This is a genomic window from Rheinheimera tilapiae (assembly GCF_042432165.1).
In the GTDB taxonomy this organism is placed as follows: Bacteria; Pseudomonadota; Gammaproteobacteria; order Enterobacterales; family Alteromonadaceae; genus Pararheinheimera; species Pararheinheimera tilapiae.
In genome coordinates this window covers 1,442,105-1,468,827 of sequence record NZ_JBHLXP010000001.1, presented here as the reverse complement: position 1 = coordinate 1,468,827, position 26,723 = coordinate 1,442,105, and the positions used below count along the sequence as shown (strand labels likewise).

General features: G+C 49.5%; 20 protein-coding genes. 6 read left to right on the top strand and 14 right to left on the bottom strand.

The window, feature by feature from the left end:
* Positions 1–139 precede the first annotated feature (139 nt).
* Positions 140–1,840: a M28 family metallopeptidase gene (locus ACFFJP_RS06225; RefSeq protein ID WP_377241526.1), complete on the top strand. Its 1,701-nt coding sequence runs from the start codon at positions 140–142 to the stop codon at positions 1,838–1,840.
* Positions 1,841–2,798: 958 nt separating this feature from the next.
* Here the strand turns inward: ACFFJP_RS06225 and ACFFJP_RS06220 are convergent.
* Entirely contained in the window at positions 2,799–5,918 is a 3,120-nt protein-coding gene (locus ACFFJP_RS06220) for a methyl-accepting chemotaxis protein (RefSeq protein ID WP_377241524.1), read from the bottom strand.
* A gap of 484 nt (positions 5,919–6,402) precedes the next feature.
* Between ACFFJP_RS06220 and ACFFJP_RS06215 the strand changes: the two genes are divergently transcribed.
* On the top strand, positions 6,403–7,401 hold the full coding sequence (locus ACFFJP_RS06215; RefSeq protein WP_377241522.1) for a DUF481 domain-containing protein: 999 nt from the start codon (positions 6,403–6,405) through the stop codon (positions 7,399–7,401).
* 44 nt (positions 7,402–7,445) lie between these two features.
* Here ACFFJP_RS06215 and ACFFJP_RS06210 read toward each other — a convergent pair whose 3' ends face one another.
* Positions 7,446–7,655, bottom strand: coding sequence for a hypothetical protein (locus ACFFJP_RS06210; RefSeq protein WP_377241520.1), 210 nt, complete (start codon positions 7,653–7,655; stop codon positions 7,446–7,448).
* A 369-nt stretch (positions 7,656–8,024) separates the two neighbouring features.
* Here ACFFJP_RS06210 and ACFFJP_RS06205 point away from each other — a divergent pair, with 369 nt between their 5' ends.
* Positions 8,025–8,198, top strand: coding sequence for a hypothetical protein (locus ACFFJP_RS06205; protein WP_377241518.1), 174 nt, complete (start codon positions 8,025–8,027; stop codon positions 8,196–8,198).
* Positions 8,199–8,328: 130 nt separating this feature from the next.
* Here the strand turns inward: ACFFJP_RS06205 and ACFFJP_RS06200 are convergent, their stop codons facing one another.
* The 11 genes from ACFFJP_RS06200 to mutY form a co-directional block, all read right to left on the bottom strand.
* Positions 8,329–8,616: a hypothetical protein gene (locus tag ACFFJP_RS06200; RefSeq protein WP_377241516.1), complete on the bottom strand. Its 288-nt coding sequence runs from the start codon at positions 8,614–8,616 to the stop codon at positions 8,329–8,331.
* Positions 8,609–9,505, bottom strand: coding sequence for an RHS repeat domain-containing protein (locus ACFFJP_RS06195; RefSeq protein WP_377241514.1), 897 nt, complete (start codon positions 9,503–9,505; stop codon positions 8,609–8,611). The genes ACFFJP_RS06200 and ACFFJP_RS06195 overlap by 8 nt, the downstream gene beginning before the upstream one ends.
* 226 nt (positions 9,506–9,731) lie before the next feature.
* On the bottom strand, positions 9,732–10,229 hold the full coding sequence (locus ACFFJP_RS06190; protein WP_377241512.1) for a hypothetical protein: 498 nt from the start codon (positions 10,227–10,229) through the stop codon (positions 9,732–9,734).
* Positions 10,219–14,298: a peptidoglycan DD-metalloendopeptidase family protein gene (locus tag ACFFJP_RS06185; RefSeq protein ID WP_377241510.1), complete on the bottom strand. Its 4,080-nt coding sequence runs from the start codon at positions 14,296–14,298 to the stop codon at positions 10,219–10,221. The genes ACFFJP_RS06190 and ACFFJP_RS06185 overlap by 11 nt, the downstream gene beginning before the upstream one ends.
* A gap of 79 nt (positions 14,299–14,377) precedes the next feature.
* Positions 14,378–17,425, bottom strand: coding sequence for a chitobiase/beta-hexosaminidase C-terminal domain-containing protein (locus tag ACFFJP_RS06180; protein ID WP_377241508.1), 3,048 nt, complete (start codon positions 17,423–17,425; stop codon positions 14,378–14,380).
* 365 nt (positions 17,426–17,790) lie between these two features.
* Positions 17,791–18,861 (bottom strand): 23S rRNA (cytidine(2498)-2'-O)-methyltransferase RlmM, encoded by a 1,071-nt coding sequence (gene rlmM / locus ACFFJP_RS06175; RefSeq protein ID WP_208930737.1) that lies wholly within the window; start codon positions 18,859–18,861, stop codon positions 17,791–17,793.
* Positions 18,861–19,277 (bottom strand): hypothetical protein, encoded by a 417-nt coding sequence (locus ACFFJP_RS06170; RefSeq protein WP_377241506.1) that lies wholly within the window; start codon positions 19,275–19,277, stop codon positions 18,861–18,863. Before ACFFJP_RS06170 ends, rlmM begins: the two co-directional genes overlap by 1 nt.
* A gap of 28 nt (positions 19,278–19,305) precedes the next feature.
* Positions 19,306–20,043, bottom strand: coding sequence for an alpha/beta family hydrolase (locus tag ACFFJP_RS06165; protein ID WP_377241504.1), 738 nt, complete (start codon positions 20,041–20,043; stop codon positions 19,306–19,308).
* Positions 20,044–20,046: 3 nt separating this feature from the next.
* On the bottom strand, positions 20,047–20,988 hold the full coding sequence (locus ACFFJP_RS06160) for a transcriptional regulator GcvA (RefSeq protein WP_208930734.1): 942 nt from the start codon (positions 20,986–20,988) through the stop codon (positions 20,047–20,049).
* Between the two features lie 14 nt (positions 20,989–21,002).
* Positions 21,003–21,278 (bottom strand): oxidative damage protection protein, encoded by a 276-nt coding sequence (locus ACFFJP_RS06155; RefSeq protein WP_208930733.1) that lies wholly within the window; start codon positions 21,276–21,278, stop codon positions 21,003–21,005.
* A gap of 85 nt (positions 21,279–21,363) precedes the next feature.
* Positions 21,364–22,401: an A/G-specific adenine glycosylase gene (gene mutY / locus ACFFJP_RS06150; protein ID WP_377243385.1), complete on the bottom strand. Its 1,038-nt coding sequence runs from the start codon at positions 22,399–22,401 to the stop codon at positions 21,364–21,366.
* A 139-nt stretch (positions 22,402–22,540) separates the two neighbouring features.
* Between mutY and trmB the strand changes: the two genes are divergently transcribed.
* Positions 22,541–23,299: a tRNA (guanosine(46)-N7)-methyltransferase TrmB gene (gene trmB / locus ACFFJP_RS06145; RefSeq protein WP_377241502.1), complete on the top strand. Its 759-nt coding sequence runs from the start codon at positions 22,541–22,543 to the stop codon at positions 23,297–23,299.
* Complete coding sequence (locus tag ACFFJP_RS06140; protein WP_377241500.1) at positions 23,299–24,324, top strand: methyltransferase; 1,026 nt, start codon at positions 23,299–23,301, stop codon at positions 24,322–24,324. Before trmB ends, ACFFJP_RS06140 begins: the two co-directional genes overlap by 1 nt.
* Positions 24,325–24,383: 59 nt before the next feature.
* On the opposite strand, the gene ACFFJP_RS06135 is transcribed toward ACFFJP_RS06140, so the two are convergent.
* Positions 24,384–24,782, bottom strand: a complete 399-nt coding sequence (locus tag ACFFJP_RS06135) for a DUF3293 domain-containing protein (RefSeq protein WP_377241497.1) — start codon at positions 24,780–24,782, stop codon at positions 24,384–24,386.
* Between the two features lie 195 nt (positions 24,783–24,977).
* Between ACFFJP_RS06135 and ACFFJP_RS06130 the strand changes: the two genes are divergently transcribed.
* The gene (locus ACFFJP_RS06130; protein ID WP_377241495.1) at positions 24,978–26,615 is read left to right on the top strand and encodes a HAMP domain-containing sensor histidine kinase; all 1,638 of its coding nucleotides are present in this window, start codon (positions 24,978–24,980) and stop codon (positions 26,613–26,615) included.
* The last annotated feature ends 108 nt before the right edge of the window (positions 26,616–26,723 follow it).

The following is a 26,723-nucleotide window of genomic DNA, read 5'->3' as shown; positions in this document are numbered from 1 at the left end:
GCCGCAACATTTCGCAACAACCGCCCGCTTGGGCGGTTGTTTGCTTTTGTGCTAGCCTCGGCAAGATCTGTTAAAAAACAGCTGATTCAATAACAAGATGGCAACGCGGACCGTCAGTCATCATTTCACAGGAACGTAAATGAAAACAATTCACTGGCTGACTCTCGGGTCAGCACTGGCGCTTAGCGCATGTCAGCAAACCAGCCAGCCACCAACGGCTGCTGCCGCCCCTGAAGTAGCCAACAAAGAAAACAGCCAACGTGCTGTGGCTGAACGTGTTGAAGCCCACATGCTGTTTTTAGCTGACGACGCCCTCGCTGGCCGTGATACCGGCAGCAACGGCCATCTGATCGCCAGCCACTATATCGCCAGCAATTTCAAGCAGCTTGGCTTGCAGCCAGCAGGCACCGAAGGCTACCTGCAACCGGTGCCAATGAAACAGAGCAAGCTGGTGCAATCGAGCCCAAAACTGAGCCTGACCGTTGACGGCAAAGCGACAGATTTTGCGTTCCCGAAACAATTTATGACAGGCCCAAGCAGCCATGAAGGCAAAGTCGACGTCAGCGCCGGCCTCGTGTTTGTTGGTTATGGTCTGGTGTCGAAAGAATTTGGCATCGACGATTACGCTGGTTTGGATGTTAAAGGCAAAGTGGTCGTGATCCTGCCAGGCCGCCCGGAATCACTGCCAAGTGAAGAAGCCGCCCATATCGCTTCATTAAAAGCCCGCACCGCAGCTGAGAAAGGCGCAGTCGGCATGATCACCATCAATACGCCAAAAGATGAGAAGATGCGTCCGTTCGCGCAAGGGGCGTTATTCCTGCACATGCCACGCATTCGCTGGTTGCATGCCGACGGTGTAGCCGAGGGCGATTATCCGCAGCTGAAAATCTCTGCCTCATTGGATATGAAACCTGCTGAAGCGCTGTTTGCCAAAGCACCAGTGTCATTAAAAGACATCTACGCTCAGCTGGAGAAAAAACAAGCGCCAAAAGGCTTTGTGCTGCCAGGTGAAGTGAACTTCAGCCGTCAGTCTGAACATCAGCAAATCAGCAGCCCGAACGTCGCAGCTGTGCTGGAAGGCTCTGATCCTGTGCTGAAAAACGAATACGTGGTAGTGACCGCGCACTCCGACCATATCGGTGTGGGCGTGGATATGCGCAGCAAAGACCGCATCAACAATGGTCTGATGGATAACGCCGCCGGTGTTGCCATTATGCTGGAAACCGCACGCCTGTTTGTTAACTCGCCGGTAAAACCAAAACGCTCAATTTTATTTGTCGCGGTAACCGGTGAAGAAAAAGGCCTGCTGGGTGCCGACTACTTCGCGCACAACCCAACCCGCCCGGGCGACAAGCTGGTCGCCAACGTCAACCTCGACATGCCAGTGCTGTTATACCCATTTGCCGACATCGTGGCCTTTGGTGCCAACCACTCAAGCCTTGGCCCGGTAGTGGCAAAAGCTGCTGGTTTGTATGACGTGAAACTGGCCGCCGACCCAATGCCAGACCAGGCAATTTTCACCCGCTCAGACCACTACACGCTGGTGAAACAAGGTGTGCCTTCAGTATTCCTGATGACAGGTTTCACCTCACGCGACCCGAAACAAAAAGGCGGTGAAGTGTGGGGCAAATTCTTTGCCAAGCACTACCACAAACCAACAGATGACGTAGCCGGCCTCACCAAAGACTTCGGCGCCATCCGTTACGATTACGGCGCCTTATTCGCCGACATCAACTACGCCATCGGCACCGAAATCGCCAACGCTCCAGCGCGCCCAACCTGGAACAAAGAATCTTTCTTCGGCAAGATTTTTGGCAAAGACTACAACACGGTGAAGTGAGTTGTGCTGTTGGGATTTTTGATTTGGAAAAAAAAGCGCCGTTAGGCGCTTTTTTGTTGGGGTTTGAAGTCAGGTTGTTGCGGGATGAATGATTGCCAGAACTGCTAAAGGCGACTGTCCTGCTCAGAGTGGCAAAACCAACATCGCCACCACTGCGTTCGCCCGTTCGCGCCTCCCGCGCTCACTGTTAACCGCTCACTCCGTGGCTGCCGTTGTCGGCTTTGTTGGGGATTGGGATGGCTGCTTTGAGCGAATTGCAGACATAAGAAAGGGTGTTTGTTGTACGGCGGCGCGTTGCTTGCCGATACCTACGTTTTTATTCTGTGCGTAGGTACGGTCAGCGAAGCGCCACCGTACATGACGTTTAAAAAATGTCAGCTTTTGGCACAAAGTGACGATTCAAATGAATCTCGAAACGGTCGGGCGACAACGTCAGCAGACCCTCTGCGGCACGGTGAAGGCGGGATCTCAGCAAGTCTGTCATCTGGTTTGTTGCCGACTGAACGGGTTTTGCTCTGTAAAACCCCGGAACGCCGCAGCGGAGCCCACATGTGTGCGAGACCCGGGAGTATTTACGGCGAGCGTGTGACGCCCGGTCTGTTGTTGCCCATGCCGGTTGAATCGTTCTTGATGCACCAGTTCACATTAGTACAATTAGCTTTGCTCATTGGCACCCTACCTCAGCACCAATGTGGTTCCAGCAGCAAAACCCATTGAGTTTCAACGCCATTTCAAACCATGATGCGGTATATCGCAAACGAATTTGGTGAAGCGACTGATGAGGTTTATCGGAATAAAAACTGCGTTAGCGGTACTGAGTTTGCTGCCCGCTCCCGCAGCCGTTAATGGCCGAACTCTGCGAAGCTTTTATTTTCAGTCATAGTCAGCAAGTCCTGAGACTCATTCCCCGCTAGTCAGACCTACGGGGAACAATAGGATTTAATGCTGATTCAGACCGTCAAAACGCTTCCCACTCATCATCATCACTTTTCGCTAGACGCCCTTTTGCTGCAACCCGCGCACCGCTCTTTGCCTTCGAAGCCGGACGCGGCAACGCCGGTCGTGACACAGGGTTTGGCTGCGACTGGCTCTGTTCGAACTTGAACACCGCGACGGCCTGACTCATCACCGAAGCCTGATCCAGCAGCGATTCCGCCGAGGCAGCCGCTTCTTCTACCAAGGCTGCGTTTTGCTGGGTCATCTGTTCCATCTGACTGACCGCTGTGTTGATTTCGGCGATGCCGGTGCTCTGTTCTGCAGATGCTGCGGCAATATCGGTCATGATATCGGTCACACGCTTGATCGATGTGACGATTTCACGCATGGTCTTGCCCGCTTGAGCGACCAGCACATTGCCTTTATCGACTTTTTCCACCGAATCGGAAATCAGCGATTTAATTTCCTTCGCAGCTGCCGTCGAGCGTTGGGCCAGGCTGCGTACCTCAGCTGCGACTACAGCAAAACCACGTCCTTGCTCACCAGCCCGGGCTGCTTCCACCGCCGCATTCAGTGCGAGGATATTGGTCTGGAAGGCGATGCCATCAATCAAACTAATGATGTCGGAAATCTTGCGCGAGGATTGGCTGATTGAGGACATGGTGCTAACCACCTGCTCAACCAGGACTCCACCATCGGTCGCCACAGCTGAAGCATTAGCCGACACAGCATTGGCTTGACGCACGTTTTCCGCATTTAGTTTCACGGTGGAGGTCATCTCCTCCATGCTAGAGGCGGTTTCTTCCAGGCTGGAAGCTTGTTGTTCAGTGCGCGAAGATAGGTCTGAGTTACCAGCAGAGATTTCGCCGGCAGCGGTGTAAATGGCGTCGGCCGCTTGACGGATCTGAGCAAGCATCCGTGATAGGCTGGACGTGGTTTCGTTGGAGAAATCCTTTAGCTGACCGAAGGTGCCTTCATAGTCATCTTCGATCTGCTGCGTCAGGTCACCCTTGGCCAGCGCGCCTAAAACCCGCACTACATCATTGAGCCCCTTGTCGGCTGTGGTGACCAGCTGATTGAGGCCTGATGCCAGCTTCAGTAAGAACCCGGATTTTCCGGCTTCATTGATACGCAGACTGAAATTGCCAGCACTCGCGGCATCAACCAGTGTCGCAACTTCTCGCTCAACTTCCACTTCAGCGGTGCGGTCGTTCCACTCCACTACTGAGCCCAGACGTTCACCGTTTCCGCCCATGACCGGGTTGGCGACCAGCGAGAAGGTGCGTCCACCGACTTCAATTTGCGTCTGGTAAGCGCTGGTAAAGGTTGCGAGCAAGCGTTTCTGGTGCTCTGGGTTTTTGTGGAAACCATCGATTGAAGCCCCCATCAGCCTGCTGGCATTAAAGTTGGGCAGCGCTTTACGCAGGTCAGCCTCGGCATTTTGCAACATTGCGCAGACGCTCTTGTTCATGTAGATGATGGTCCGATCGTTGTCGGCAATCATCACGTTAGTGCTGCAGTTATCCAGCGCATTACGAATGCGGGCGTTATCGGCGGCCAGACGTTCGGCTTTCTCCTGCGCGATCAACTCCTCGGTGGTGTCACGCCACTCGACAACAGAACCAATGCGTTGTCCGCTCTGGTCGATGACCGGGTTGGCGGTCAGTGAGAAGGTACGGCCGCCGACTTTGATATTGGCCTTATGGGTGCTGGTAAAAGTAGCTAAGAGTTGCTTTTGATGTTCAGGGTTCTTATGGAAGGTATCGATGGAAGCACCAATCAGCTGGTTGGCATTAAAACCTGGCAGCGCTTTGCGCAGGTCCGCCTCGGCATTCTGCAGCATGGCTGTGATGCTGTTGTTCATGTAGATGATGTTCCGATCGTTGTCGGCAATCATTACGTTGGTGCTGCAGTTATCCAGCGCGTTGCGGATACGGGCGTTGTCGGCGGCCAGACGTTCTGCTTTCTCCTGCGCGATCAACTCCTCGGTGGTGTCTCTCCATTCAACGACTGAGCCAAGGCGTTGTCCGCCCTGGTCGATGACCGGGTTGGCCGTCAGTGAGAAGGTTCTGCCGCCGACTTTGATATTGGCTTTATAGGTGCTGGTGAAAGTGCCCAGCAGCTGGGCCTGATGCTCAGGGTGCTTGTGGAAGCCGTCAATCGGCGTGCCCAGCAGTTTACTCGCATTGAAGCCTGGCAATTCTTTGCGCAGATCCGCTTCGGCGTTTTGCAGCATGGCCTTGACGGTTTGGTTCATATAGATGATGGTCCGATCGTTGTCGGCAATCATCACGTTGGTACTGCAGTTATCGAGCGCAATGCGCACCCGTGAGCTTTCAATGGTCAGGTTGATCACCTGCGCTATGGCAGCCATCAGGCTGCTGTTATCGCCTTCTGCCAGTTTCAGCCTAATACCGGTGTCACCGGCCAGTGCACGATACAGCGCTTCCCGGGCATACGCCGGCTCGCCACCGACTTGCTGGCGAATCGAATGCAACACCAGGAAGAAAATCAGAACAAACACCAGAGCCGACACAGCGATGATCATCAGGGTATTGCGGATATCGTCACTGACCATCTGTTTGGCATCAGCCATTGAGCTTTGGTAAACATCGCTGACTACTTTAACCAGTTCGACCACGGCAGCTTGCTGTGCCGCGGCTTCTTGCTGAAGTGCTGCGAATTCATTTTCGATGAGCTGTGGATCTGCGCTACGCAGCGCATTTAGGTAACTGCCCAGAGCACGCTTGAAATAGGCCTCGCCATGCTTGGTAATTTCCCCATTTATCAGCGCCATTTGTGGCGGTTCATGGGGATTGTCGTTCCAGTACTGAATGCGTTCGCGAAAACTCGCTTGCAGTGCGAGCAAGCGCTCGCTCTCACGGTGCAGTGAGGTATGATCTTTTGCCTGACGCATCAATGCCACGGTTTCACGCGCTTCGATGATAAACATCGGCGGCGGCATGATGTCAGCCAGTAAGACGTTATCGTTTTCCAGCCCTCGTGCAGTTTCGCCACCGATGCGGACTTCGTTAATGGTGGTGAACGCACTAAAGGTGATTGCTGCAACACACACCGCAAATGCGGCCAGCAGCAGCGCCAATTTTTGCAGCAGGCTAAAGCGGTCCAGAATTTTACTCATGTTGTCTCCAGATTGTCGGAGTAGCGATGCCCTACAACGAGCCTGAGCCTCGGATAGGGACTCCACAGCTGTAGCTCAGGCTAAACAGATAAAACCAACGTGATGTCGTTCCCATATTTGGTAAGTAATTTCCCAAATGCAAGTCTTCATCACTGACAAGTTCCTGCGGCTTTCAGACGAAGCTTCGATAGTATAGGACGTAAAAAGCAGCTTTTTTCCAATCAGTTCCATTATATTAGTGAAAGTTTATCAATGCCTTTTGTGCTTGAATCTCTATTTTCAGATGCGCACAACTGTTGCTCTGTGGCTGCGAAGACCAGACGCTTGTCCACGAGTGAAGGCTGAACGTCCAAGGAAACAAACGGACGGTCGCATGAAAAAACCGTGGTTGATTGACGAATAATATCGTTGGTTTGTCATTGAGTTTCACTGTAATTTCAAGCGATGATGCCTGCATGTCACAGACGAAATGGTAAAGCGCCGAATGACGTGTATCGGTATAAAAACTGCACTATCACTACTTAGCTTTCTGCCCGTTCTGGCCGCCGCAGCAAACAGCGACCTTTATCAGGTAAGGTTGAAAAATGGTGATTTACTCAGTGGTGAGCTGAAAAGCAGTTCGGCGAAGGAGCTGGTGATCCATACCGCTTATGCCGGCGATGTGACGATTAAACGCAGTGAAGTGCAGGCCTTCAGTCCCCTACGCCAAAGGAAAGAACAATCATCAATAGCAACCACAGTTACAGCCACGACAACAGCGCCGGCCAAACCATGGTCTTTGCAGCTGGATTTAAGTGCGGCTACCCGTGCCGGTAAAGAGCAGGCGCAAAACTACAGTCTGACCGAACGCTTTGAATATCGCCGCGGTGACTGGCGCAGTAAGTTTGATGCCAATTACGACTACGAAACCAAAGAAGCTGCGCGCAAAACCCACAAATATCAGTTAAATCCGGGGCTCGATTATTTCTACAGCCCGCAGTTGTTCTGGCGCGTCAATGCCGACTACAACTACAACTACCTGGCCAGTGATTATAAAAATATCGATGTCAGTACCGGCCCCGGTTATGCCGTGTGGCAACAAGGCCCAACGCGGCTGGATTTGATTGTGCTGGTGGGTCACAAACTGGCTTATTTCCGCGAAGACGAGACCTTTCGGCTGTTGCCGGACTTTCATTCGCCGCTTGGCTATAACACGGCGTCTTTAGCCTGGGATTTCAGCCACAAATGGCCGGGGACTTTGCTGGAAGTGTATAGCGAGGGCAATTTGCTGGAGCTGCTCAGCCAGCCATTCAGTATTTTTGATTTTGAGCGAGAACTGAAGATAGAAACCGGCCTGCGATATGCGCTGACCGACAAGATCCGCATCAGCTGGTCCTGGCATTACGACAGAACCGAACTGACGCTGTTGCTACCGAAAATGCCACGCACCTCACTGGATTTGTTTGATTCCAAACAGAAAATCAGCATAGGTGCGGCGTTTTGATATGTTTTCAGAATCAAAATCCACATCGAATCATAGTTCTGTATTTAAGTGGCGATTTCATCTAAAGGAATGTATGGTTCCCACTTCATTTTTATATGATGCTGCACCATAGCTTCTTCATATGTCGAAGCTTCTATTTGATGAAGTAACCGAGCATCATTAGAAATTAAATTTTTATATTTAAAATCAACAACATTTTCTCGAGTTGTGAAAGTAATCCCATTTTCATCTTCCCATGCTTCAAAAATAATCATATTCCACACTTAATAGTTGGATGAACGTGCGCTATTAGCAATTAACACTCGCTCCGATTCTTTTATTGCTGTCGTTAAATCACCATATTTTCCAGTAGGATTCGGAAGTATTCTTACAAAATATGTACATAACTCCTCATCATCATACCTAGCTTCATATAGTTCAAGGCAGTAGCCTCCACTAGCAGAGGTCACAATTTCAATATAACTATTACCATCATTAGATTCTACACGCATAGTTAATATTTTATTACCTCATTTAAGAGCATTTACATTTTCTTATCGACCGATGGGCGTGCTCGAATTCAGATGCTCGGTGACATCATATTCCAGGCCTAGGTGTTGGTCGGGACCAACGATTTGTAAAGCATGAAATTGAATAAAGAAACCGGTCAGCGTTATACACTGACCGACAAGATCCAAATCAGCTGGTTCTGGAATTACGACCGCACCGAACTGACGCTATTACTACCAAAAATGCCACGAGCCTCACTGGATTTGTTTGATTCCAAACAGAAAATCAGTATAGGTGCAGCGTTTTGACGCTGACTACAACTTTGAAGACTTTGCCAGTTTTCAGCCCCGCTCTCACAGCATCAATATACTTCACAGACAACTGATTGATGCTACTGGTTTATGATTAGCTCATAGAAAATATAGAATAATCATTTATTTACTGTGCAAAAAAAGTATACCCTTTGCCTCCGAGTCTTTTCCACCACGATAACTCGTACATCTCCTCAACAAATAGTGTCGGTGGGTTTATATCACTTTGTCTCTGACTCATCAAAATTCTTAGATCATCATCACATTCTATTAGATTAATTGCGATTTTTTTTGCATCTTCGACAGAAGATGCCTTTACGTTTCTTGTGGTGACAAAACCACACAATTTTTCTTCACCATCATAATGAAGTATAAAATTCTCACCTCGAACGATTACTGAATATTTCTTACTCATTCTCCCTCACTTGGATACAATCTACACAGTCATTTGATACTAACGGTGAATCAACACCTCTGGTCGGGTCTATGATTGAAGATGCTCGCTCAACTAGAGACATCGTGTTTGGCATGTTTTTTTGAGCCCACTCTAAGCCACCTGCAATACCATCTAAACCATCGGCGACAAGATTAAGACCTCCATTTATTGCGGAATTTGAGGCAGTATAAAAAGTGTGCCCTTGGACATCTTCAGTCTGGACATGTGGTTTACCTCTAACTGGTACTGCGCATTTGGCAACCTCTTCCCGATTGATTATGTGGCCTTTAGCATGCTCCTCACCTTTTAAAAAATTGGCTTTCGAACCATTTCTGGCTGCTCTTTCAATCGCCATAGAAGAGCTTTTATTCCCGTTAATAATTTCAATGTTTTTCCCATTTTGTCTGGCTTTAATTGCTTGACTTGCCGTTAACGAACGAATGATTCGCGAACCGCTCTTTGTCAATTTAATCAGACGCGCCACTTTATTCTTCCCATCAGGATCCACCTTATTCATCGGGTCATTACCGACATAGGCATACCAGTTCATGCCGTCTTTGTAGCCAATCGGGTCGGTTTGCAGGAAGCGGCCTAACTTTGGATGGTACACCCGGGCTTTGTAGTGATAAAGCTCGGTGCCGGGTAATAAAATCTGGCCGGTATAACGAAAGCGTGAGGCGCTTTGGTTAATTGGTTCGCCGTAAGGGCCGTATTGGTGTTTGGTGCTGACAGTACCGGCGCTGTTGGTTTCCGCGATGATACTGCCGCGCTCGTCCGCGAGCAGGTAGGTTGGATTGGTGGTGCCGCTACCGTCATAACTGACTAAAGGGTCGTCACTGCCGATGCCATGCACGTAGCGTTTAAGCATCGTGCCGGCAGCGTTATATTCCGCTATTAACTCTTAGCGGACTAAAGGCAGTAAGTTCTGGATTCGTTTATACCGCATCCGCAGCACAGCAAAGTGGTGTAGCCATGCTCTTCAAAGCTGCTGTTGCGGACATTGCTGAAATCCTTCGTGAGTCCCTAAAAGGAACACCCATAGTTCGGATGAAGCTATGAGTGTCTCGGATTAATTACGGATTAACTTATTGAACTTAGGTGGTTACGTGAAATAATTTAATGCTTACAATACTTCCCGATTTAAATTTTATATACGCTTTCACAGTAGACGATTCATCAATAATTAAAATTTTTTCGTCTCCACTAGCTTGTAAGTACTTAGAGGGTAATAATCGCACTTCAAAATCTTTTATATTATAATCTGTTTTTATGCAAAGAGATACAACTTCTCCATCACCTGCTCTCCTGTAAGTAGATGCAGACACGCCAGTTCCTTTGAATATAAACAGAGAATCTTTACCCTTGATATATCTATTATCAATATAGACGACGGAATGCTTGTAATTTTCTTCAAGAAATAAAGCGACATCGCTAAGATTTATATGATTAAGAACTGAATCATCAAACACAACACGATAATCACTATCAATTTCAGAGTTGGCACATGGAACATTAATTGAACCCCCCGCAATTACATTGCGAGCAAAAAACATAAAAGCAAACAATGATACATACAATATATTACATGTCATTTAACAACCCTTCTAATTCATTAGGCGAGTGATATGTTCGTGAAGCTGTAAAAAACCCGTTGGATGTTGGAGTTCCTGAGGTCTTAATTACTTCATAGTGAAGGTGCGGGCCTGTACTTCGCCCTGAATTCCCTGAAAGCATGATTTGAGTTCCAATTGGCACTTCATCATTTTTCTTTACATCAATTCTATTCGCATGCGCATATCTTGTATAAATAGTAGTACCACTTAAAGACTTATGTTCAATAAGTATATGCTTACCATATTGTTTATGATTCCCCTGATATACGACTTTACCACTAGCAGTTGCAAACACACTAGTGCCAACACCTACAGGGTAATCTGTTCCTTCATGATTATCTGATCCTCCTTCAACTTTTCGTGCTCCAAGTCCAGAGTTTGCAGCTACATTACCAACAGGTTTATTTGAGGAAGCCAATAAACGCGGCTTTGAAAACGCTCCCTCTGCGACAGCATATGTGCAACCACGCCCCATTAACTTACCTTTGAAAAGCCCACAAGTCCCATCCGGATCCACCTTATTCATCGGATCATTGCCAACATAGGCGTACCAGTTCATGCCGTCTTTGTAGCCGAGCGGATCGGTTTGCAGGAAACGTCCTAACTTTGGATGGTACACCCGTGCTTTGTAGTGATAAAGCTCAGTGCCGGGTAATAAGATTTGGCCGGTGTATCTGAAGCGTGACGTGCTGGCATTCATCGGCTCGCCGTAGGGGCCATATTGGTGTTTGGCGGTGACAGTGCCGGCGCTATTGGTCTCGGCGATGATGCTGCCGCGTTCGTCTGCCAACAGGAATGTTGGATTGGTCGTCGCACTGCCATCATAACTAACCAGCGGGTCATCACTACCCACACCGTGCACGTAGCGTTTAAGCAATGTGCCACTGGTGTTGTATTCCGCTACTAACTCGTTGCCGTCGTATAGAAAAGTCGTTTTGGTGCCATTTAAGGTATTGCTGTTTAACCGACCGGTGGCGTCGTACTCTAGAATTAAGCTTTGACCGGACTTGCTGGCAGAGACTAGCCGGTTATGGGCGTTGTAGTTGTAGGTCCAGCCATCAAAGCTTCTTAAATTGCCATTTGGGTCATAACTGAAGCTCTGCCCCGCATGGGTAACGTATTGATTCAGATTATTTGGCAGATAATCCTGCCGGCCCGGTTGCGGGATTTTGATTTGAAAATCCACGCTTGAGGTGAGCCGGTTGATCAGTTGGCCTGTCGGATTGTATTGAAAACTGCTCCGGTTGATATTCAGGTGGTCAAAGTTTTGCAGTTGATTTAGCGGTGTGTGCGCCAGCACTGAGTTGACGCTATTACCACGAAAGATACCGCTGAGCCGGCTGGATCCATCATAGCTATAACTCACCAGTGTTTTACTACCGTTACTGACGATGTTGCTTAAGCTGCCGTCACTTTCATAGCCGTAAGTTAAATAAAACCCATCCGGATACGTTAACTGGTTGCGCCGACCGGCGCTGTCATAGCCATAGGTTAAAGTTCTGCCATTGGTACTAGTCGTTTCCAGCCGGCCTAAGTCTTCATAGGTGGACGTGACCGTCTGAGCACCACGTGTCACCGAGGTTTCCCGGCCAAGGCTGTCGTAACCAAACACAATACTGCTCTCGCCTGGCACAGCGGTGTTAGTAAGCCGGTTGGCGTTGTCAAAATTGTGTATTAGCGTGACACCATCACGTTTACGTAAGCTCGAAAGGTTATTGTTGGCATCAAAACCATTTTCCTCAAAGCTACCGTCTGGGAAAGTCGTGCGTTTTAGCCGGTCAAAACCGTCATAACCATAAACTGTGGTATTGCCGTTGCCATCTTTGCGTGTGTCAATCTGGCCGTTGGCCGTGTAGGTCATCTCGATATCAATGCCTTCGGCTGCGGTGCCGAGGCCTGAGATGGTTTTCAGCAAACGTGAATTGGTGTCGTAGCTATGCTGACTGATACGATCATCGCCATAGTCGCCTTTACTGCATAGCACACAGGCGTCGGCCGGTGTCGCTGCAAACTGGCTGGGATCCATCCGCTGTGCAACACAAAACTGTCTATTGCTGCTGTCGTAACTGAATTGTGTCAAAGACTCGATTTGCTGGGGAGAACTGACTTCTGTTCTCAGCTTCAGGCCTTTGGCATCAAATTGATGTGTGGTGGTTAATTCGAGCTGCAAATTCACATCGGTTGGGGAATTGATGACCCCTTGCTCAGTCATCCGCACCTGGCCATCCTGGTTGCGGTAACTAAAGCGGGTGGCGGGACGTTTTCCTTGTTGATTAACCGGCCCAATCTCCCAGGTTTTACGACCTATGGCATCGTATCGGTAATATTTCGCATCGGCCGAACCAGTTAATGGCCCGTTCTCCATCGTCAACCGGCCTGCAGCATCATAATCAAATATGGTGGTTTCGGTTTTGCTGCGGCTGCCATTGGTCTTGCTCACTTCTCTTGGCAGGCTGGTGTTGTTCCAATACTTATACTCGGTAATTTGCTCCAATTTGCCACTACATTGGCCATAGCCGCATACAGAGGATTTTGTCAGACGGTAGAATCCGTTCAGGCGCTCGTAGGTGTTAGTCGTCAGACGCCTGACACCACTGGCATCAGCGGGCTCAAGTTTAGTCAGCAGGCCACCGTGGTCCGGGTCAAAACTGTAGTCTGTGCGATTTCCTTTAGCATCTAGTGTATAAGTCGGCCGGTAACACAACAGGGTCAGATGGACATCACAGTTTAAAATGTCGTACCCAGCTTCAGTGATGAGGTCGTTCAGGCCCGATCCTGCCTTGGCAATTTGTTGTTTTTTAATCAGATTCCCAAGGGCATCGTAACTATAAATTTCTTTATTGCCCTCAGGAAAGGTCACGGATTCCATCAGTTTGTTGCTGGTGTAGGTATAGCGGGTCTGACGTCCAAGACTATCGGTATCGGACGTGATCAGTTGGCGCTGCTCTGGTGCAGGGTACACACTGAGCTGAACGGTTCGCTGATAGCCGGCCGGTCCGGTGATTTGGATCCTTGAAAACTGTTTAGAAGGGTCAAAACCCGTGCCTGTCGCCGCGGTATAGTTGTATTTATAAACGAGCCCCTGATTCACAATATCAGTAACAAACAAGTTGTGATTGATCCCACCATAATTCAGCGTTGCACTGCTGACCTGCATTGTGTTCACGCTGTTGTCCGGTAATTTCAGCGAAAACGTCGAGGTAAAATCACTGGCACCCAGTGCATTTTCAGCGCCGCTGTAACTCCATGTATTACCCAGCAAATCGCTTTGAGTGTATGCACCTTGTCCGCTATAAGTGAAACGAGCCAAATCAGTCGCCGGTGTGTCGGTTTTGACAATACGGGCACTGGCTACCGAGCTCCAGGCAAAAGTCCCGGTCGTAATGTCATTCGATTTGTAAGTCAGTATTAACTGATAACCCAGATTGGTTGAGACCGTTCTGGGCCTGTGATGTTTTACCAAGCCTGATATGGCAGTGTCGTACTGATAACTAAGTTTCTCTCCATCTGGAAAATAAACCTCACTGGCAAACCAGGTGCCTTCATAGGTCTTTTTGCGCAGAGGATCACTGCTGAAATCCTGAAACGAAGACAACAATGTGTATCGAATTAAGAGCCCAGTTTTACCCTGTTTATAGGTAAATTGCCGGGATGACGCGTCCATAGTGCCCAGCAATTTCGAACCCGTGCCATCGGCCGCCACACATTCCGGATTGCAGTTAAAAAACTCCGAAGTTTTACCGCCAAACGTCAGGGTATAACTTTCATTGCGTGGGCCAATGGCAAATCCCTGTGGGGTAGCGGCGCTGTATAACACTCCTGTGATTTTTGAATCGAATTGCTGCATACTTTGCAACGACAAATTCGGCGCAGCAGCGATCTGCAGTACCGGCAATTGTGGGTAATATTTGCCGGACATCAGGTCAACTGAATTCAGATCTGCTGCCAGTTGCAGCGGTTTTATCGGTTGCAGGTCATTGGCCACAACCAGCTGGATACTTGTTAAAAAAACGCAGAGGCCAATTAAAGTTTTTTCTATGAGTTTCATTTTTGCCGCTTCTCTTGTCAGGTTCGTCCTTGTCCAACTGCGAAGCTAATGCTTCATGAACGCTGATTTCATCAAGCTTTTAATTGCCAATTCTGATTATTTTCCCTTCAACATCAGTTGATTGTCCGTTGCTGCATTGCAGCATCATTGCTGTAGCTTGCTGTACCTGAATATTGGTACTGCCCGAAACCGGCAAGTTCAGTTGTTGGTTGTAGCTGCCAAGCAGTTGTAGTGCGCATTTGCTGGCATTTTGCGATGCCCATTGCACCTGAACTGTGGCGCCAACAGCACTCACTTTGTCTGGTGCAGAAAACAACGTGATACGTGGAAGATTTGCAGAAATAGTGCGGACTTCAACCGTCGTGCGGTTATGGCCATCATCGAGTAGCTGCTGCATGGTGAGGTCGTTATTGTCAGTAGCGCCTACAAGACGTCCTCTGGCGTCATAACTGAAGCTGCTGGTTTTATCTGTAGTAGTAAAATTGAAGTTTGCTGCAGCTTGCCCGCTATCAGTCATTCCAGCTTTAAAAGCTCTGGCTTTGACTGTCGCACTGGCAGTCAGAGTAAAAGGTGCGGCATACACCGGTGAACTCGCGCTGATATCCGCGCCATTTGTGCTGTAACGGATGGTCGCACCGGCAGTTGCTGAGCTGAGACTCACCAATACAGCTCCGGCATGCGTGCCACCGTTTGGCGAAATCACCGGGTTACCAACTCTTGGAATTGGATTCACCACAAAACTTGCTGCCGCCTGCGCACTATCGGCCATGTTGGCTTTAAAAGCCCGGGCTTTGACCGTGGTGCTGGCAGACAAGGTAAAAGGTGCCGAGTAAACTGGGGAGCTTGCGCTAATATCCGAACCATCAGTGCTGTAACGGATGGTCGCACCGGCTGTGGCAGAGCTTAGACTTACCGATACAGATCCAGTGTATGTACCGCCATTTGGCGACATCTGTGGACTACTGACTTGCGGCAACGGGTTCACCACAAAACTTGCTGACGTCTGCGCACTGTCAGCCATACCGCTTTTAAAAGCTCTGGCTTTGACTGTCGCACTTGCAGATAGAGTAAAAGGCGAGGTATAGACAAGTGAGCTAGTGCTGATATCGGTTCCATCGATGCTGTAACGAATGGTCGCGCCCGCGGTTGCCGAACTCAGGCTCACAGAGACGGAACCTGAATGCGAGCCTCCATTGGGAGATATTGCCACGTTGCTGACCTGTGGCCGCGGATTCACCACAAAACTTGCTGCAGTCTGGCTGCTATCGGTCATGCCAGCTTTAAAAGCTCTGGCTTTAACGGTAGTGTTGGCAGATAAGGTAAAAGGTGTTGAGTAAACTGGTGAGCTGACGTTGATGTCGGCACCATTTGTACTGTAACGAATGGTTGCACCAGCTGTTGCTGACGACAAGCTGACCGATACAGAACCAGAATAGGTGCCGCCGCTGGGCGATATCTCCACGTTACTTACCTGTTGCAGCGGGATTGCGGTAAAACTGGCACTAACATTACAAGGTGCCACAATCGGCCCTGTCGTATATGTAGTACCAACCAGTTGTCCCGCGCAGCCGGAAGCAGCTGCGGTATACCCGGAACTAGGCGTGACGATAAATGTGGTGGTCTGTCCATGCAGCACATCGCGAAATGCCGGACTAATACTGCCGTTTCCTCCTGCACTGGCAGTGACGCGGTGGATAACCGGAGCAGCTTGAACATTGACGGTGGTTGAAGCTGGGCTAAATCCCGAACAGCCATTCCAGTTGCAGACCCGATATAATACATTGAATGTTCCAGCCCGCGAGATCCGCGCGTTGGTGGTCACATACTCTATGCCGCTGCCATATTCTAAAGCCGCGACTCCACCAATATGTTCATAACCGTCGGACTGATCTTTTGCCCAAACATTGTATTCGACCGCAATAACATCATTGGTATTGGCAACAGTCACGCTAAAAATACTGCCGGCTGTCACACTGCCATCACTCACTTGAGGCGACACCCACGGTGTGCGAGGTAGCCCTGCTCCCGGATTGCAATCCTGTAACAATAAACTACGACCGGGCACTACTTGCTCAATCGGGCATTCTTCCATCACTTCGCTTGTCAGTAGCACTTCCTTTTCAACTACGTTGACCTTGACCTTGCCGGGAACATTACAAAGCTCTTGAGTCTGGTCGGTTTCGGTATCGTACAGCCACCCCAGACAGTGGGAATTGGCGCTCGACTGCTCATAAGCGTTGTAGGCCCGAAACAGTAGAGGCTGGCGGGTAGATTTACGTAGCACAGGTCTGATCCCGGCCTTATTGTCGGCCCAGCTCAGATTGGCATGCAGCGCATGGATCGCCTTACCAGCAGCTTGCTTAAAGCCGTTTTGTTTATCGCCGTACACCAGATAATTGGACGTGTGACCATCTTTTGATAAAGCAAACACATCGTCTGTGCCATCCTGATTAAAGTCACGAATGATGATGCGCTCTGTCTTGCCCCACGACGAATTCCGGGCAACAACCCGTGCAGTTTTGAATTGATTGTTTTTATCAAAAGGTAGTACTTGATGAGCGCCGGTTTCGGTGTGCAGTAACAGCAAATCTTGCTGACCGTCGCCGTCAAAGTCGCCGGCATAAAAGCGCGCCTTGTCAGCCTCAAGCAACCATGGATGCTGCTTCGCCTGATATTGCCGACTGGGCTTGGACAAATCTGCTGCCTTGCCCAAAGTTTCAAACAAAAAAGCGCTTGCAGTTTTGCTGCTGATTAGCAGCAATTTGGCGCCGCGTTGTTGTTGGTTTTTTATCGCGACCAACGCTGTTTCACCAGCGTACCAGGTACGACCCTGGATAGTTGCTGGCAGTTCAATGCGCTGACGCACGTCAAAAGGTTGGCTTTCGCGCCCCGTACCAGCCAGTAAAAAATGCGGATGCCCGGCATTTTTTGCCTGCAATAACAAGTCGATGACACCGTCCTGGGTCAAATCAGCATAAAGAACTTGATGAGAATCCGTTGTCCAACTGAAGCTGGCCGGCTCGGCAGCACTAGTGTTGAATGCAATGGCTGCGACCGCGGCTATGCTCAGACGCTTAAGCCAGCGGATAGAGGAACAGCTGGAACGCCACCTAGCAAAATGTTGCATATCTGTAACTTCCTTGTGTTGAAAACTAGAAAGTAGTCAGCATCTACAAGGAAATCAGTAGGACAATTAAATATCACAAATATATAACTTTTTTGTAACTGTACTTAGATAAACAAACAGCGTCACTACTATCAGCACCTCGTTGCGAAATTCAAATATAGCTATTAAAAATCAAATATTTAAATGCATGAAAATACAGATATAGCGCCCGGCTGCATAACGATTAAATCATGGGAAAGTGTGGAGGGACTAAAGTGACAAAACACTGCGAATAAGGTCTTACGGCGTAAATCTGCCAGAGCCACTCAGGTCGTGACTCTGGCAGATATTTAAGGTTTCAGGCTACTTGCTGCCATAACTACGGCTCAGGCCTTACACAAATGCACTGTCACTTCTTCGCGGTCGTGAAACAGGTGGCGAACCTGGAATTTCACTTTCAAGCCGGCTTCGTCAAAACGTTGCTGCATTTCTGCCAGTACTTCCTGCACTGTTTCATAACGTTTTTTCATCGGCAGTTTCAGGTTAAAGATACTTTCCTGACACCAGCCGTTGATCAGCCAGTCGCAGATCAGCTGGCCGACCCGCTGCGGTTTTTCAATCATGTCGCAGACCAGCCAGTACACGTTAAATTTTTCTGGTTTGTACTTAAAACCGTCAACCATAAAATGTTTAACCTGGCCGGTATTCATCAGGCTTTCGGCCATTGCGCCGTTGTCGATCGCCACGACCATCATCGAGCGTTTTACCAGCTGATAAGTCCAGCCGCCTGGGCAAGCGCCTAAGTCGACTGCGCGCATCCCGGATGCCAGCCGGGTGTCCCACTCATCACGCGGGATAAATTCGAGGAAAGCTTCTTCCAGTTTCAGCGTGCTGCGGCTTGGTGCTTCTGACGGGAACTTCAGCCGGCGGATACCGTTTTCCAGCGAGTTGTTGTTCTCAGGGTATGACATTGCCAGCAAGGCTTTTTGGCCGCTTTGCATAAACAGGTGCAATACCGGTGCGCGTAAATTTTCTTTTTTCAGCATCACGCCGGCCTGACGCAGGCTTTGGCGCAGCGGCACTGTTAATTTACGTGCCAGCGTCGACAGCTCTTTGCCGTCGTTGGTGTCCGGATATTCAATCCGCAGCTCACCAATGCCGCTGACTTCGGCGCCGAGCAGCGTTTCCAGAACTGGCGCGATGCGATCGGTTGAAGGCAACTCCAGCCAGTCGCCAATCACTAAGGCCCACTGGCGGATAAAAATCAGTTTAGAAAACGGAAAATCAATTAAAAACCGGTCCAGCGCGTCGCCGTCATAGGCTTCAAAAATGACAAAAGCATCATTGGCTTTGAGCTTACAAAAGCCAAACACACCATGTTGGCCGGCTTTGTCCTGAATTTCTGCCGCACATTCTTTTTCAAAACCTGAGCGGCAATACATCAACAATTGTTTCATTAGTTCTTCCGAAGCCAGGGCAGCAACATTACGCCTACCCAGCAAAAAATCAGCATCTGACCGCCAATGGGTGCCAACTGGCGCCAATACAGCGGTAACTCAAATAATCCGGCCCAAACAGTGTAGACAAAACACCACAAGCCCAGATGAAAACCCAACATCACCATGCCAAGCAGCGCTTGCTGCGGCCGGTTGAATTCGTCACGCCAGCCGCTATTGCGCGGCAGGCAATACAGCGACAGCACCAGTAGCGCAATCGCCTGAAACGCCAGTACGCCGGTACTGGAGACCAGCCGGCTAAATTCTTCTGTGACCATCACAAACTGAAAATGATGCGAAATTGCAGCGCTCATGCCAACAACCGCAGCACCGTATAAACCGCACAGACTCAAACTCAGTTTCCAGATCCATTGCATGTGGTTACTCCTTGGTTATTAGAGGCGCCTAAACTGCGTGCTGGCTGCGGATAAATTCCGCCGCCGCTGTTACTGCCTGCAAAAATGCCGCATGCGGCGCTGTCGCAGTTTGCCGCGCCTGGCTTTTCGGCAGAGTAAAATCGTGATCTGCCAGCGCCAGTTCCAACACCGTTGCCGGTACAAAATCCAGTGATGAATCAGGCGCAGCTTGGCCAACACCGGCTTTTTGCAGATCAGCAGCTGAGCCAAAAGCATCCCGGCTGCCCTGACAAATCAGCAGTGGTCTTTGTAACTGCTGCAGAAAACTGCTGCGTAATAAAGTCACTTGCGCAGCTTTGACCGGATCTTTCGCCTTGGCCGGTGGACACAGCGGATAACCAAATACCAGCCCGCCTGCGACCTGCGGTGCTACTTCCGCGCCCGCCAGATACAGGCTGACGACCCGACCGCCTAAACTTTTACCAGCAAGCCACAGCGGTACTTGTTCTGCCGCCAGTGCAGCGCCGTTTTCGGTCTGGCTTAAGCTCTGAATCATCGCTTCCAGCTCTGCCACCAGCTTTTCCGCTTTGGGCGCCACTTGGCGCTGGCCAGCCATAGTTTTTGCCATATAAGCAAAATTTGCAGCGTGCACTTCAATGCCGACTGCGGTTAACAGTGGGATCAACTGCTGAAAAAAAGCCGACTGTACTGATGCCCCAGCACCATGCAGCAACAATAACCGCGCCAGCGTTGGCTGGGTCGCCGCCGGATAAACCAATATAGTCATGGTTTAATCCTGCTCAGAGACCAGCGCAATATTAAACTGCTGCTCGTTAAACGCTTCTTGCTCCTGCGCCACTAGTTTATTCATCCAATCGCGAAACGCGGCAATTTTGCCAAGTTCAATCTGATTGTCGCGGCACACCAGATAATAAGCATCTTTACTTTGCAACACGTGATTAAAAGGCACAATCAAGCGGCCAGAGGTAATGTCCGGTCGCGCCAGAATATTGTGCGCCAGCGCCACGCCCTGCCCATGAATAGCGGCTTGTAACACCATCGCGGTATGGCTGAAAATCGGCCCCTGATTGACATTAAAATGCTTAAAGCCCTGGCTGGTAAACCAGGCTTTCCAGGCTTCACGGGTGCCATCGTGCAACAGCGTATGAAAACGTAAATCCGCCGGTTCGTTTAAAGGTTTGGCGCGGTTTAACAACATCGGTGAACAAACCGGCACCAGATATTCGGTATGCAGCTTGTCAGCATGCAAATTCCGCCAGCTGCCGCGGCCATAATAAATTGCCACGTCGACATCGTCGGTCAGCGACCCTTCTTCGTAGTCGACGGCGCGAATACGCACATCAATGTCCGGATTTAGTTCACTGAACAGGCTTAACCGTGGCACCAACCACTGGATGGCAAAACTAGGCGGCAGACTGACCGTCAACGAGCCTTTGGCGCCACGAGCCAGCAGTTTTTCGGTGGCTTCGTGCAATTGCAGGAAAATTTCTTTGATATCGAGGAAATAACCCTGGCCTTCTTCAGTCAGCAATAAAGAGCGGTTTTTCCGCATAAACAACTTAAGGCCAAGATGGTCTTCCAGCGCCTTAATCTGATGGCTGATCGCCGCCTGAGTGACGAACATTTCCTCTGCCGCTTTGGTAAAGCTTAAATGGCGGGCGGCCGTTTCAAAGGCTTTTAATGCGTTTAGCGGCGGCAGGCGACGGGCCATAGGTCAGTTCCGGCTTAAGATTTAGCTTGTGGCACATAGCCTTCAATATCAACAGCTTCGCCTTCAAACAAAAACTTCTGCATCTGCTCTTCCAGCAGTTTGCGATGTTCGAGGTTCATCATGTTGAGTTTTTTCTCATTGATCAGCATGGTCTGTTTACTTTGCCACTGCGAAAACGCTTCTTTGCTGATGTTGTCGAAGATTTTTTTGCCAAGCTCGCCCGGATACAGCTGGAAATCCAGACCTGGGGCGGTTTTTTTCAGGAATACACAATATACATCGCGGGCCATTTAATATCTCCGAATAGCACAAGTGGCGCTATTGTAATGCATTTTAGTTTGGCTGCAGGCGTTTTTCGCAAATGCCGTTACCGCGCTAGCCAGCTTTTAGGATTGATTGCAGGTAAAGCCGCACCGGCGCCGGTAAGCCAAAATCATCCAGACAACTCAGATCAACCCAGGCTTGCTCGGCGTTTTGCAGCGTTAGTTCGGCTATCCAGACTTTTGCCTGCAATTTGTAATGGGTGAACTGATGACTGAATTCGCCAGCAAGTTCAGCATCTTCTGGTGCATGTTCAGGTTGCGGCAAACACCAGAGCGCTGGCCAAATGCCGGCGCCTGGTCTTTTTACCAGCAAGACTTTTTGTTGTTGCCGGATCAGCAAAAAATGGCCGTCTTTGACCGGTACGGTTTTTTTCGGTTTGGCATTGGGCAGTGAAGCAATCCGATTTTGCGCTAACGCCTGGCAATGCGCGGCCAGCGGACACAACTCACACAAAGGCTGGCGCGGTTTACAGACAGTTGCGCCCAAATCCAGCAAACCCTGGGCAAAAGACCGGCAATCCGCGTGTGCTTGTTGATGATTGGGCGTCAGCAACTCGGCTTTCGCCCAGAGTTGTTTTTCCAGCGCCGGCGTATTCGGGATACCGTCAAGGGCAAACAAGCGGCAATACAGGCGCCGGACATTACCGTCAACGATAGGCCCATATTGCTGATAAGCAAACGACATGATAGCGCCTGCGGTATAACGGCCCACGCCCGGCACCTGCAATAAAGCATCAAGCGTTGCCGGAAACTCGCCGAGCTCAGCGATATAACGGGCGGCTTTTTGTAAATTACGTGCCCGGGCATAATAACCAAGGCCCTGCCACAACCGCATCACTTCATCTTCAGCGGCAGCTGCCAGCGCTTCGGCGTTTGGAAAGACCTGCATCCAGCGATTAAAATACGGGATCACCGTCGCAACCTGAGTCTGTTGCAGCATTAACTCAGACACCAGCACTTTGTATGGCGTGACATCCTGTTGCCAGGGTAACTGATGACGACCATGACTGCGCTGCCACTCAATAACCTTTGCACTAATCACAGCAAGTTCGGCACTGCCCGCACCTGGCGTTGTGTCTTTATTTCGCATACTGCTCAAACTTTTATCCCGGCAACCAACTACTCTGGCCCGCAGTCTAAACGTCCCGGCGCCAACTGCCAACAGATGCAGGTTGAGCATTGCGGCCACAGGCGGCATAATATGCGGCCTTTTTTAAGCGGAGTTCCCGATGAGTCAGCAAGCCAATCCCGACCAGTCAGTTTTAGCGCAACCGGATCTGCCGGATGCAGCAACATCGGCTGAAGAGCCGAAATATCTGCGTCGGATCCGCAGTTTTGTCCTGCGTGAAGGCCGCTTGACCAAAGGTCAGCAACGCAGCCTTGAACTGTTCTGGCCAACGATGGGGCTGGAATATCAGGCAGAGCTCTATGATTTAGAACAGGTTTTTGGTCGTAAAGCACCATTAGTGCTGGAGATCGGTTTTGGTATGGGTAAATCGCTGGTGGCGATGGCCAAAGCGGCGCCACAGATGGATTTCATCGGTATCGAAGTGCACAAACCAGGCGTCGGCGCCTGTTTGGGCGAAGCCGAAACTGAAGCGGTGCAAAATCTGCGTTTATTCGAACATGATGCAGTAGAAGTGCTGCGTGACTGTATTCCGGACGCATCATTAGACACTATTCAATTATTCTTCCCGGACCCGTGGCATAAAAAACGTCACCATAAGCGCCGTATTGTGCAGCCGGATTTTGTCCAGATGCTGCGGCAAAAACTGAAGATCGGCGGAGTATTCCATCTGGCGACCGATTGGGAAAACTACGCTGAACATATGCTGGAAGTGATGATGGCTGCCGATGGTTACCGCAATCAGGCGGAGGATCAGCAGTACGTACCAAGACCTGATCACCGGCCTTTAACTAAATTCGAAAACCGTGGCGTGAAACTTGGCCATGGCGTATGGGATCTGATGTTTGAGCGGCAATCCTGATGTTGTTCCCACAAAGCCAGCTGGTGCTGCGCAACCGCAATGATTTACAGGGCAAAGTTCTGCTGGTCGAGCCTATGGCTGATGATCTGGCGCAGGAACTTCAAGCCGCTGCCGTCGATTTCAGCGTCTATTGCACCGACGCGGCAGTCGCTAAAGCTTTTGACCGTGCCCGCAACTGCTTTTTTTCTGCCCGGCTGAACTGCCAGGAGCAATTCGACACTGTGGTGTTGTTTTATCCAAAAAGCAAAGAGCAACTGGCGTTTACGCTGGCCGAATTGGCGCCTGTGATCAATGCAGACACGCTGGTGTATCTGGTTGGAGATAACAAAGGTGGGATTAAAAGCCTGGTCGCCCATGCCGAAAAGCTCGGGTTACATGCGCACAAGCTTGATAATGCTAAACATTGTCTGTGGTTTGTATTAAACGGGCTGTTTGATAAGCCGTTGCCAAAACAGGATTTTGGCCGGTTCACCCTGACAGCGCAGGTTGGCACCAACAGCCAACAGCTGCAGTTTTGCTCGCTTCCCGGCGTGTTTAATCACGGTAAGCTGGATGCTGGCACTGCACTGTTATTAAAACAGCTTGGTCATGTGCAGGCGGGTAAGGTACTGGATTTTGCCTGCGGCGCTGGCATCATCGGCGCCTTGCTGAAGCTGCAACAGCCGGCTCTGGAGCTCTATGCCACTGACATTTGCGCTCTCGCTGTCGCATCGGCACAAGCTACGCTGCAGCTGAATAAATTGCAGGGCACCACTTTGTGTCAGGACGGCCTGACTGCGAACTTGCCGAAGTTTCAGCACATTGTCAGTAACCCACCATTTCATACCGGTCTAAAAACCGATTTGTCGGTAGCAGAGTTATTCATCAGCCAGTGTAAGCAACATTTAACCTCGGGCGGCACGCTGACGCTGGTCGCTAACGCCCATCTGCCTTATGCACAGTGGCTGCAACAAGCTTTTGGCAATGTCAAAGAACTGGCGCGCCAACAGGGGTTTGTCGTGTATCACAGCAAATTCGCCGGCTGATTTACCAGCTACGGATTAACAGAAAAAGGCGCCTCAGGCGCCTTTTTTACTGTTTAAAATCAGTCGGCCAGATAGATCTGCCGGCTTTGGTAGGTTCCCAGGTATTCTTCGTGATTTTTAAACAAAGCCGGCACCAGATACAGCTCGCCGGCTTCGACCCAATAAATGGCGTTCTGACAAAATTTCCGCGCCAGTTCAACTGCTGTGGCTTTGTCACACAACACCGCCCAGCTATGTTCCTGAAATGATAAATCCGGTGAAGCGCCGATGAGTCGGCGATGGGGTAAATGTGCAGCATTTAAACGGGTTTCAAACTGACAGTCTAAGGTCAGATTCAGCTGATGATGCTTGACATCACCATGTGGATTTTGCGCGCTGATGATGGCGAAATTGATTTGGTCGCCCAAAGGCTGGTGACACAAAAACACGCTGGTTTTATAGCTTTCCCACAGATCCATCAAAGGCTCCTGTCAGCAATTGCATGTCGGCGCTGACTATAACTCAGCCAAAGAATTTTGTCAGGTCGTTTGCTTAATTACCTGAAAGTGCATAACATCAGTCAGCGCTATCTCAAACGCGAAAGTCTCCGCCAAATCAATCAGATGTCGGAGCAATGCCTGGTGGGAATGTTGTAAGGGGCTGTGAACGGATACATGAATTCCTTATTACGTACGACATCGATCAAAGCAGCGCTAAGCTGGGTTGTGATGCTGATCTGCAGCGTCACCTTGCTGGCATCGCTGACTATTTCAACGCTGCAGGATATTAGTTTTCAAAAGAAGAAACTGATAGATCAGCTGCACGCCTACGCCAATATCATCGCTTTTAACTCTGTTGCCGGCATTTTGTATGACGATCCGGAGATCGAAGAAAACCGGCTGAAATCTTTTGCCGCTGTTGATATTTTGCACAACATTCATATCTACAAATTAACAGCTGAAACCGGCGAGCTTAGTTTTTTTTCCAGTTATAACAGACGTGACGTTGGCCCCCACCCGACACAATTCAGCAAAGTCGAAACACTACAGCAGCCGCAGTTTGAAGGTGACATAGTCGAGATCAGCAAAGTTGTTGAGTTTGAAGGGAAAAAACTCGGGTATATTTATATTCGGGCCAGCATGGCTGAGCTTGGCAAGTATGTGCAAAGCCGCATCCTGTTTGATTTATTGATCGCAGTGATTGCATTGCTGTGCGCCTATTTTATCAGCCGCATGCTACAACGCCGCTTTACCGCGCCGATTGAAACACTGCTAACAACTGTGCAAAAAGTAACCAAAGAAAAGAACTACTCGGTCAGAATGCCGGTCACCGACATCGAAGAGCTGCAGATGCTTGGTCGCGCCGTCAACAACATGCTCGAACGCATTGAACAGCAAATTAATAAATTGCAGCAGGCTGAGCAAGAAATTCGGCATTTAAACCAAGGGCTTGAAGCAAAAATCAATGAACGGACTGTCGCACTGAAAAGTTCGAACCAGGATCTGTTAAACACTCTCGAGACACTACATCAGTACCAGAATCAGATTGTTGAAACTGAAAAAATGGCCAGTCTTGGCCAGATGGTGGCCGGTGTTGCGCATGAGGTAAATACACCGATTGGCCTCGGTGTAACAGCCTCGACGCTGATGCAGGACAAATTGACTGACATCCAAAAAGCCTTCGACGATAAAAAACTGACCTCAAATCAGCTGTCAAAATTCTTAAGTGAAAGCAAAGAAAACCTCGGTATCATTTATCGTAATCTGGAGCGCGCAGCCAGTTTGATCCGTAGCTTTAAACAGGTTGCAGTGGATCAGTCGAACGAAAACCGCAGACAATTTAATATGTTGCAGCTGATGAATGAAGTCTTGTTGTCGCTGCGCCCGAACTTGAAAAAGACCCAGCACCAGATTCTGGTTGAATGTGATCCTCAGCTGGAAATCGACAGCAAGCCTGGGCCAATCAATCAGATCCTGATCAATCTGATCATGAACAGCTTGATCCATGCCTTTGAACACACCGATCACGGCACCATCAACATCACGGTAAAAGTTGAGCAAAACCGTTGTCAGATCCGCTATAAAGACAATGGTTCTGGTGTGCCTGAACATATCAAAAAACGCATCTTCGACCCCTTCGTCACAACAAAACGTGGTGAAGGCGGCAGCGGTCTTGGCATGCATCTGGTGTATAACCTGGTGACCCAGGCACTCAACGGTAAAATAAGCTTAGAAAGTTCGTTGGGCGAAGGTGTCGATATCCTGTTTGATTTTCCGGTTATCGTAAAAAGCAGCGCTGCATCGACGCTTTAGTATTCATAAGTGACTGTTTTTAAAAGAATCCATCTAACAAAGCTCCATATATTTAAGCAAATTCTAATTGTTAACAAAATCACTTGTTAACAATTGGACCCAAAGCTA